Annotated in this window: 6 protein-coding genes; all 6 read right to left on the bottom strand. The window is 48.4% G+C overall.

The features are described 5' to 3' along the window. Positions 1-324: 324 nt before the first annotated feature. The 6 genes from EII14_RS07565 to EII14_RS07540 all read right to left on the bottom strand — a co-directional run bounded on the left by EII14_RS07565 (position 325) and on the right by EII14_RS07540 (position 9408). Complete coding sequence (locus EII14_RS07565) at positions 325-807, bottom strand: arginine repressor (RefSeq protein WP_124931936.1); 483 nt, start codon at positions 805-807, stop codon at positions 325-327. A 265-nt stretch (positions 808-1072) separates the two neighbouring features. Continuing rightward, on the bottom strand, positions 1073-2827 hold the full coding sequence (locus EII14_RS07560) for a putative transporter (RefSeq protein WP_124931935.1): 1755 nt from the start codon (positions 2825-2827) through the stop codon (positions 1073-1075). Positions 2828-3106: 279 nt separating this feature from the next. Then, positions 3107-4201, bottom strand: coding sequence for a dTDP-glucose 4,6-dehydratase (gene rfbB / locus EII14_RS07555; protein WP_199733884.1), 1095 nt, complete (start codon positions 4199-4201; stop codon positions 3107-3109). 26 nt (positions 4202-4227) lie between these two features. Continuing rightward, positions 4228-5160 (bottom strand): dTDP-4-dehydrorhamnose reductase, encoded by a 933-nt coding sequence (gene rfbD / locus EII14_RS07550; protein WP_124931934.1) that lies wholly within the window; start codon positions 5158-5160, stop codon positions 4228-4230. A 9-nt stretch (positions 5161-5169) separates the two neighbouring features. After that, entirely contained in the window at positions 5170-5742 is a 573-nt protein-coding gene (rfbC, locus tag EII14_RS07545; protein WP_124931933.1) for a dTDP-4-dehydrorhamnose 3,5-epimerase, read from the bottom strand. 99 nt (positions 5743-5841) lie between these two features. Continuing rightward, positions 5842-9408, bottom strand: a complete 3567-nt coding sequence (locus EII14_RS07540) for a beta-N-acetylhexosaminidase (protein WP_124931932.1) — start codon at positions 9406-9408, stop codon at positions 5842-5844. Between the last annotated feature and the right edge of the window lie 78 nt (positions 9409-9486).

Here is a 9486-nt window from a genome sequence, read left to right as displayed (position 1 = left end):
GAAGGATTTTCTACCTAACGAGTAGAATTTTCTATCTCTTATGTAGAAAATCCCACTTCCCGGGGAGATGACATCACCTCCAAAAGACGAGAAAACGAAAAGCGACCATTCGCAAAAAGAGAAACGAGAATAACGGAAAAAGAAAAGGCGCGGAAAATCCATGACATACAAAAAACGATCATGTCACAACGGAGCAACAACGACTCACGCTCATGCGTATGTATCGTTTTTACGATATGCAATGGAACTTCCACGCGACATTCATTTGACATCAGTATGTGCGGGGCGACACAGACGCCTCAAAAATGGGGCATTAAAAGCAATTCAGAGCAAGATGCTCTTTACGGCCGGCAAGACCATGGAAAGCTCGTCTATGACCTGCTGACGATCTACGCCTTCTCTCATCACGGCAAGAATGGTGTCGTCGCCGGCGAGCGTTCCACAAATGGTTTCAAACCTATGGGCGTCTATCTCAGTAGTAATTCCGGCGGCATAGCCGGGACGGGTGTGCATCACGACGAGATTTCCCGAAAACTCCAAACCGAGAAATCCGGTATTGCGTAAGAACTCAGGAACATCGGCAGAAATCTTACGGCGATATAAAGGGTTCTCGGGGAGGATGTAGCGGTATCCGCTCATGCTGGCCACCTTGGCAGCTTTCAACTTTTGGAGGTCACGAGAAAGTGTGGCTTGGGTCACTTTATAGCCTTCGGCCGCCAATTCTTGCAAAAGGGCTTCCTGACTGCCGATTTCCGTATTGGTGAGAATGAGGCGAAGCACCTCCATGCGATCACTTCTTGATTTCATATTCGTAAAGTATCTATTTTTATTCGCTACAAAAATACGATAATTTTATCAATAAACGATATTTTATGCAACAAAATATTGTTTTCTTTCAAATAAGTCGCCCAAAAGGTGTTTTCGTTCAAAATCAAAATGTATTTCGGCTATACTTATGCGTAAAAATTCACAGACGACAAGCCCGTGTTTCGCGAAAACGTTTTGCGGAAATACGAAAAGCCGCCTCCGCAAAATGCAAAGACGGCTTTGTCGTTGAATGAATGTTTCAAAATCACGCCATAAAGAACAGCAACACGAGCTGAGCCATGAGGATGCGCAAGAACATGGCGAGGGGATAAACCGTGGAGTAGCCCACGGCGGGAGCGTTGTTGCCGGCGGCGGCATTGGCAAAGGCCAACGCCGGGGGGTCGGTGTTGGAACCGGCGATGAGCCCCATGAGCGTGAAGTAGTTGAGTTTCATTTTCAGGCGTCCGTAAAGACCGCAGATGAGAATGGGAATGACGGTGATGAGAAAGCCCATCCAAACATAATGTATGCCGTCGCCCTGCGTGATCGTATCCCAGAAGGAGGCACCGGCCTGTATGCCGACACTGCTCAAAAAGAGGATCAAACCGACTTCGCGCAACATGAGGTTGGCCGAAGTGGAAGTGTAAGTGTTGATCTTATAGCGATAGCCGAAAGCTCCGATCAAAATGGAAACGACAAGCGGACCGCCGGCCAAGCCGAGTTTGACGGGCATGGAAACACCGGGAATGGAGAGGGGAATCTGTCCGACAATGACACCGATGAGAATGCCGAAGAAAATGGCACCGACATTGGGGTGATCGAGATGTTTGACATGGGCTCCGACCACGTTTTTGAAACGCTCGATGTTTTTCTCACGACCGGTCACCAAAATGCGGTCGCCCACCTGCAAACGAAGGTCGCGAGCGGCAAAGAGTTCCATGCCGTTGCGTGTGATACGAGTGACATTGACACCATAGATAGAGGAAACATGGAGTTTGCCAAGGGTCTTTCCGTTGATTTCGGGTTTGGTGATCACCAAACGCTTGCTCACATAGTCTGTTCCTTCGGTGTCATCGCTCCAAGTGCCATCGGTCACTTCTCCGATCAATGAAGCGAGCGATTCGGCTTCATCTTCGGCACAAACGAGATGAATGCACATTCCGACTTCAAGCTGCGTTTCGCGATTGGGAACAAAGATCTCGTCTGTTTGGGGCTTGATGCAACGCGTCACGACAAATTGCCGATTGAGGAACTGGTGCAACTCTTCGAGCGAACGTCCCACAACGGCGGTGTTTGTCACCTTAATGACCAAATGCTTGGGGGTGGCATGGGGATTGTTTTCCTCGGATTGACGGATGTCTGCCAATTCTTTTTCGTAAGAAACCTTTGTCAGCATCTTAATGGAAAGCGTGGCCAAAATGATGCCGACCACACCGAGAGGATAAGCACAAGCATATCCGTTGGCAATGACGGGGGCGGCATCGCCCATCATATCTTTGAGCACACCCGTGGCTGCTCCGAGACCGGGGGTGTTGGTCACGGCACCATACATCACGCCGACCATCATGGGAAGGTTGCCCTTGTCGCCGGGATGAGAAAAGATGCCGGCCATGTCGCCCAAGAAATAAAGACCGAGCATGACCAAAACGTTGAGCATGACCAGACTTGCCGTGAGCATATTCATGCCCAAACCTCCGGATTTGAAGGTTTCAAAGAAACTGGGGCCAACTTGCAAACCGATGCAATACACAAAAAGGATAAGGCCTAATTCTTTGATGACGTGAATGATGTGTCCTTGATAAGACACTGCGGCCACGGGATCGGCATAGAGCCATTTTGTACAGATGTGCCCGACGATGATGCCGACAAAAAGCACCCACGTCACACCGAAAGCGATGCCGTTTTTTCCGCCGATTTTCCAACGTCCCAACTTCACGCCGAGACTAATCACCAGCGCATACAAAATCACGATGTGAGCCACGCTCTCGGGATTTTGCAGAAGCTTAACGAACCATTCCATTGTATAGTTTTTGATGTTAGTAAATAAGAATCGGACGCGAATTTAAGACTATTTTAAGAGGTGACAAAGTGAGTATGAGGAATATTGCCGGAACGCATCGGTTTTCAAAACAAGATGAAAACAGGGCTGCACAATCGGGGCATAAAGACGCGTCAAAAAACGATGCCCGCGGAATGGCTAAATTCCATGGGCATCGGGTATGCGGGAGGGGTCTCGCTGGACGGGACTTTTGAAGTGCATGAAACATGGCCTCGCCAATCGGCATGAGCTGCGGCGGCATCAGTTGATTTCACGATACATCTCGTCGTAATACTTTTGGTAGTCGCCGCTTGTGATGTTGTTCATCCACTCTTCGTTGTCCAAATACCAACGCACGGTTTTCTCTATGCCTTCTTCAAATTGCAACGAGGGTTCCCACCCCAACTCTTCTTTGAGTTTGGAGGAGTCTATGGCATAGCGGAGGTCGTGGCCGGCACGATCCGTGACATAGGTGATGAGATCGAGATCGGCTCCGTCGGGACGACCGAGAAGACGATCGACCGTTCGGATCACGACTTTGATAATGTCTATGTTCTTCCACTCGTTAAATCCGCCTATGTTGTAGGTCTCGGCAACGGCACCTTTATGGAATATGACATCAATGGCACGTGCATGATCTTCGACATAGAGCCAATCGCGCACGTTTTCGCCCTTGCCATAAACGGGAAGCGGCTTGCGGTGGCGAATATTATTGATGAAAAGCGGAATCAGCTTTTCGGGGAATTGATAGGGGCCATAGTTATTGGAACAGTTGGTCACGATTGTCGGCATGCCGTAGGTGTCGTGAAAAGCACGCACAAAGTGATCACTCGATGCCTTGGAGGCCGAATAGGGAGAGTGAGGATTATAGGGGGTGGTTTCGGTGAAGAAATCACGGCCGTAAGGGGCTTTTTCGGAAGAGGTGTCGAGAGCAAGTGCTCCATAGACTTCATCGGTCGAGATGTGATAGAAACGCTTGCCTTCGTACTTTTCGGGCAGACTCTCCCAATAAAGTTTGGCAGCTTGAAGAAGCGACAGCGTGCCCATCACATTGGTGCGGGCAAAGGTGAAAGGATCCTTGATAGACCGATCGACATGGCTCTCGGCCGCCAAATGAATAATGCCATCGACCTTATGCTCTTGCATCAAAGCATGGAAAGCCTCGAAATCACAAATATCCATTTTAACAAACATATAGTTTGGCAGCCCTTCCAAATCTTTCAAATTGGAGAGGTTTCCGGCATAGGTGAGTTTGTCAAGACAGATGATGCGGTAATTAGGATATTTATGTACGAAGAGGCGTACGACATGGCTACCGATGAAACCGGCGCCACCGGTGATAACGATGGTTTTCATGATATGAGAGAGTGTGTGAGAAATTGTTATTGAACAGGTGTAAGTGCGGCAAGACAACGAGAGAGGCTCTCCGTCCAATGGGGAATGGTACGTCCGAAGGTGGTTTTGAACTTCGTTTTATCGAGCACGCTATAAGCCGGACGGGTCACCGAAGACGGATATTCGTCGGAAGAACAAGGCAATACTTTACAGGAAAAGGAGCCATGAAGAATGGCATGGGCGAAATCGTACCAAGAACAAACGCCTTCGTTGGAAAAATGATAAATGCCCTGCTTCCGATCCAACTCGCCGGAACTAACAATGCCGAGAATTGCCTCGGCCAAATCCGAAGCATAAGTGGGCGTTCCGCACTGGTCGGCCACGACTTTCAACACTTCGCGATCGGCTGCAAGACGGAGCATTGTTTTGACAAAATTGTGTCCAAATTCGCTATACAACCAAGCGGTACGCAAAATGACGTGTCGGCAACCGCTATCGACAACGCATTGCTCGCCTTTCAGTTTGCTCTCGCCATAAACGCCAAGCGGCGCGGCAGGGGCATCTTCGGCTATGGGGCGATTGTGAAACCGACCTCCGAAAACATAATCGGTAGAAACGTGAACGAGAAAACCGTCTTTCTTTTTCATCGCTTCGGCCAAATGACACACAGACGTCGCATTGAGAAGATGACAAATATCGGGATGGCTCTCGGCGGCATCGACATTGGTGTAAGCTGCACAGTTGATGATCAGACGGATGTCATGCTCTGCAACAAATTCTTCCACCTTGTTGCGATCGGTAATGTCGAGAACATAAGCGGCAGCCTCTTCTGCTATGGCGATGTCGGAAAAGAAGTAGCGCGCATCATCGAGTTGCACAAGAGAAAGAGGAGCAGAATGCACAACGGCATCGGCGGAAAGAAGAGCACGACGAAGAGAGCGTCCGAGTTGTCCGTTGGCTCCGGTAACAAGAATATTCATGACAGCGATTTACGGATAGAGTGTTTGTTGAATATCAAAGTCGATCGGGGCATCGGCAAGCAACGGATGACGACAATCTTTCTCGCTGAGAACAGCCTCATCGACAGCGATACGCCAATCTATGCCAAGCGTTTCATCGAGAATCGAGATTCCCGCGTCGGCCTGAGGAGCATAAAAATTGTCGCATTTATACTGAAACACCGCCACATCACTCAGCACGGCAAAACCATGAGCAAAACCACGGGGAATGAAAAGCTGTCGATGATTTTCGGCCGTCAATTCGACTGCCACATGCTGCCCGAACGTGGGACTTCCATGACGAATGTCTACCGCGACATCAAGCACGGCACCATGGGTGCATCTCACCAGTTTGCTTTGTGTGTAGGGCATGCGTTGATAATGCAAACCGCGCAACACTCCGCGAGAAGACATCGACTCGTTGTCTTGCACGAAATGAATGGGGGCTACCTTATCCTCAAACTCACGCTGCGAAAAGGATTCAAAAAAATATCCTCGTTCATCAAGAAACACATGAGGTTCTAAGATAACGACGCCTTCAATGGACGTTGGAATTACTTTCATGAAGTTCGTTTTGAAGTTTTATCGCGCCGCCTGCCAAGCTATTCCCGAAAGGGTTTGCTAAGAATGGAATTGGCAAGCGGCGGATTAAAAAGTATAGAGTTAGCGGAGAATGATCTTTTCACCTTGTGAATTGATGAATACTCCTTTGAAAAAATCAGAAACAACACGTCCTGACAAATCGTAGTTATTGGTTGCGGTTTGTGAAGTTTGTACCTTTTCGATTGCCGAAACGACAGGGATGTCGGTCTTCTCAAACTCCCAAGTGCAAGCTCCCCAAAAAGGTTTCATGATAACTTGTTTCCAAGTGGCAGGATTGGTATACCAACTGAATTTCTTCGTTTTGTCGAGAATGCAAACGCCGCTCTTACCCTCAATCTCTCGCTCCTCCAACTGCCAAGCATAAGGTTTGCCCAAACGAAGCGTTTGTCCGTCCGCGGAAGAAGAGATATAAGCCGGTTGTCCGTTGGCTTTGGAAATCAATGAAACCGTTCCGTCGACATGTTTCACCACCTGCCAAAGTTGCAGATCGCCGGAAGCGTATTCTTTGCTGTCGATTTGAGAAGTGGCGACGTTGGCTGTTGCATATTGCGAAGCGAACCACACATTGCGCAAACGATAATATCGGCTTTCATCGAGAGAGCCACGGAAAGTGGTTTTCTCCATAAGCTGAAACTCCTGATACTTTTTGGCCAATGCCATATAGGTTTCTTTTGCGACGGGGCGGTTTTCCAAGGCTTTTTGCACGCGACGCAGCACTTCGTTTTTGAGATATTCGAGGGCATCGGCCGTCGGTTGCCCCACTTCTCCGGGGCGAGCACCTTTGAGTATGCGTTCACACTTATCCGACAGCCCTTGGAGTTGAGCGGTGAAATCGTCCACTTCCACCACATACCACGTACCCGTATAGCACAGTGCGGTGCTGTCGGCAGCATTGACAAAGCCCGACAAAGCGGCATTGAGGCGTTTAACTCTGCCCGTGTGGTTCGGACTGTAACCTTCCGCCTGAGAAATGGTGACCACTCCGGGGATATAGGCATAATTGCGTGTTTTCTTGGTGGCTTTATCAACACGTATCACCGTTCCGTTATCGGGAGCGGTAGTTATGTTTGCGCCATAATTCGGCATGCGGAGCACACGACCGCTGGAAACGTTTTTGAGAACGAAACCTCCGTTTGCCGTTTCAAAGCTCCAAAGTTCTTCCGGCTCAATCTGAGGGGTGTAGTGGAAGCGCAAGGCATTGTTGGCTTCATAGAGGGTAGAGCCTTTGAACTGACGTTTGTAATAGGTCGAAGCTGAAACGATTTGATAAACCCGACTCGGATCAGGCTCTACGATCTTGGCATTTTTGAATTGAACAACAGCTTTTACAAGATCCGGCATTTTAGTTTCGGAAGCCTCGGCGGCCTCATAAGCTGCTTTCAACGCATCATAGCTTTCAGCAGAAGGATAGCCCACGGCTCCTCTACGACTTTCGGTCAAAATTTTGCGCGCCTCAACAAGTTTTTCTTCCGTGGGGGTAAGCTCTTTCGGTTCTATGAAATGCTTGGCATAGGTATAGCCAAGAGCGTCCAAGATTTCATCGTGCGTTTGCAAGCGTTCGTAGAATGAAGCCCAATTCTTCTTGGCAGCAGGCAACCACCCGGTTTCTGAGAGAGCCAACATGCGGGGCAGAAGTTGATACTCCATTTCTTGTGCATCATTTGTGGTTTCCGTCCAAAGGTTTCCCTGCACTCCGATGCCGAAATGCTCACGACCGGAGAGTTCTCTCTGCGGTTGGATACTGTAAACACTTCTCACAGAATTAACATGACTATCTCCCCAACCTCCGTGATAAGGCTCATCTACGAGACATTCGGAAGCATGGACTTGCATAAAGTCAAGATACAAACCCTTCCAAGGCACATAGACGCTTTTGAAACCCATATTGGCTGCAACTTGTGCGGGAGAGAGCGTGCTGTATTTTCCGCCGGGATCGGGAGCCACATTCCAAGCCATCACAATGGGCTTCAAGGCAAATTTCTTTTTATCCCAATGAAGAATGACCTCGTCCCATATAAAAACTTCCTTATCGTATTTTTCTTTCAAATAGGTACCGAGGTAATCCACCAGCCATGCCTGCAATTCTTCCACTCCTTTCAGATTGTATTCTTTGACACGGGCAAGACACTTCTCATTCACCTTCCATTGATCCGTGGGACATTCGTCGCCCCCCAGATGTACATACTTATAAGGGAAGACTTCGCCCAACAAGTCCATCACGTCTTTCAAAAACTCAATCACCTTGTCGTCACCGATATTGAGGACATCATGAGAAACTCCGGCTTTCACCCTCACCTCATATTTTCTGTTGGGATTACAACTGAATTCAGGATAGGCAGCTATTGCTGCGGTCATGTGTCCGGGCAGATCCACTTCCGGCAGTATTTCTATGTTTCGCTCTTTGGCATAGGCCACGACTTCTTGCAAATCGGCTTTGGTGTAAAACATGCCGCGACCATACTCCGTATCATCAAAGAACTGCTGTCCTTCACCGGGATTGGAGAAAGAGCCGGCGCGCACGGAGCCGATTTCCGTAAGACGAGGATATTTGGGCATCTCGATGCGCCAGCCTTGGTCTTCGGTCAAGTGCCAATGGAAACGGTTCATTTTGTATAACGACATGATGTCCAACACGCGCTTTACCTCTTCTTTTGTAAAGAAATGGCGTGCCACATCGAGCATAAAACCTCGATATTCCAATTTCGGTTCGTCGTCTATCTCTACAAAAGGCACATTCCAATCCACACCGTTTTGGCGGGTTTTGGCAAAAAAGGCTCTCGGCAGCATCTGTTTAAGGGTTTGCAGCGCATAAAAGAAGCCGGCTTTCCCAGATGCTTTAATCTCTATTCCCTCATCGTTCACGTTCAAGGTATATCCTTCTGCCGGCTCGGCGGCATCATGAGAGAGGCGAATTTGTGCGCTTTCGGCCACAGCTCCCGTGGGCTTCGTCAAAAGCTTGATACCGGAAACCAATTCGAGTTGTCGCGAGAAATCTTCGACATAAAGACGTGTTTCCTCATCGGGATAGGTAATGGCATTGAGCGTTGTAAACTTCAAACCACCCTCTTTTTTGATTTTCAGCTCGGCCGGATAAGGCACAATCGAAATGCGACCTAAATTTTCCAATTCCCGCAGGCCGACAAAAGTAATGGCATTATTCGGATCGCCATTGTCCCAAAGCCCTACTCCTCTATTGGCGTTCGGCCCTCCCCACAAATTCAAGGAGACGGAGGCATTACCTTTGGGATGTACTTCAAAAGCTCCGGGAAAAGTTCCTTCCGTGAGGATCTTAATAAAAAACTGATGCACTCCGGAAGTCGAAGCCACAGCTTTCAGTTTCTGATTTTTTTGGTTCGAATTCACTGAAAGAATCAATCCTTTCTGATTGACAAAGGTATAGCCTTCGATGTCGTTCCCCACGAGTTTCCACAAGCGATCGGCACTTTTTTTAGCCCGATCTATTTTGACTTCTCCCGAAGAAGGAGCCGAGATCACATCTCCGCTATTTTGAAAACGAATCAAATACCAGTTGGGTTCTTGTTCTGTTCCGACCACGGGAAAATCGGCAGCCGAAATCTTCAAACTTCCCAAGAGCAGGAAGAGCAAAGGAAGAATAAGTCTGAACATAGGATTGAAAGAGAAAGGTTAAAAGTATTAGAATAAATAAAGTTGATGATGTTTTATGCTTTATTTTTCAGGCAGCCG

The organism is Alloprevotella sp. OH1205_COT-284 (assembly GCF_003859795.1).
In the GTDB taxonomy this organism is placed as follows: Bacteria; Bacteroidota; Bacteroidia; order Bacteroidales; family Bacteroidaceae; genus Alloprevotella.
This window is presented reverse-complemented; position numbering and strand designations above follow the sequence as displayed.

Excerpts from the sequence above, each read along its gene's own strand:
- rfbD (WP_124931934.1), bottom strand. The coding sequence starts at position 5,160 with ATGAATATTCTTGTTACCGGAGCCAACGGACAACTCGGACGCTCTCTT.
- EII14_RS07565 (WP_124931936.1), bottom strand. The coding sequence starts at position 807 with ATGAAATCAAGAAGTGATCGCATGGAGGTGCTTCGCCTCATTCTCACC.
- EII14_RS07540 (WP_124931932.1), bottom strand. The coding sequence starts at position 9,408 with ATGTTCAGACTTATTCTTCCTTTGCTCTTCCTGCTCTTGGGAAGTTTG.
- rfbC (WP_124931933.1), bottom strand. The coding sequence starts at position 5,742 with ATGAAAGTAATTCCAACGTCCATTGAAGGCGTCGTTATCTTAGAACCT.
- rfbB (WP_199733884.1), bottom strand. The coding sequence starts at position 4,201 with ATGAAAACCATCGTTATCACCGGTGGCGCCGGTTTCATCGGTAGCCAT.
- EII14_RS07560 (WP_124931935.1), bottom strand. The coding sequence starts at position 2,827 with ATGGAATGGTTCGTTAAGCTTCTGCAAAATCCCGAGAGCGTGGCTCAC.